1 protein-coding gene is annotated in these 287 nt (G+C 47.4%); it reads right to left on the minus strand.

Translation table 11 applies throughout. The features are described from left to right. Nucleotides 1-188 precede the first annotated feature (188 nt). On the minus strand, nucleotides 189-287 hold a 99-nt coding region (locus A3751_RS21665), incomplete at its 5' end, for a YciI family protein (protein WP_231876820.1).

Raw genomic sequence — 287 nt, forward strand, 5'->3', positions numbered from 1 at the left:
GCTTGGTAGCCCCTTGTGCACGATGCGAAAGCCGGTACCTTCACCACTGCGAAGCGGTACCAATAACGTGTCGTCAACGTACATTGTTTCAGCAAGCACGCTGCTAGCTAGCAACATCGTGGTAATGAATGATAAAGCGATTTTTTTCATGACGCGTAAGTCCTGTATGAATTCTGTAGCGTGAGCTTTTAAGGGAGTACTTTTTTAAATGGCTTAACGATCACGTTAGCGTAAACGCCTGCAGCGATGTAAGGATCTTGATCTGCCCATGCGCTCGCCTCTTCAAG

Source organism: Oleiphilus sp. HI0080, assembly GCF_001635135.1.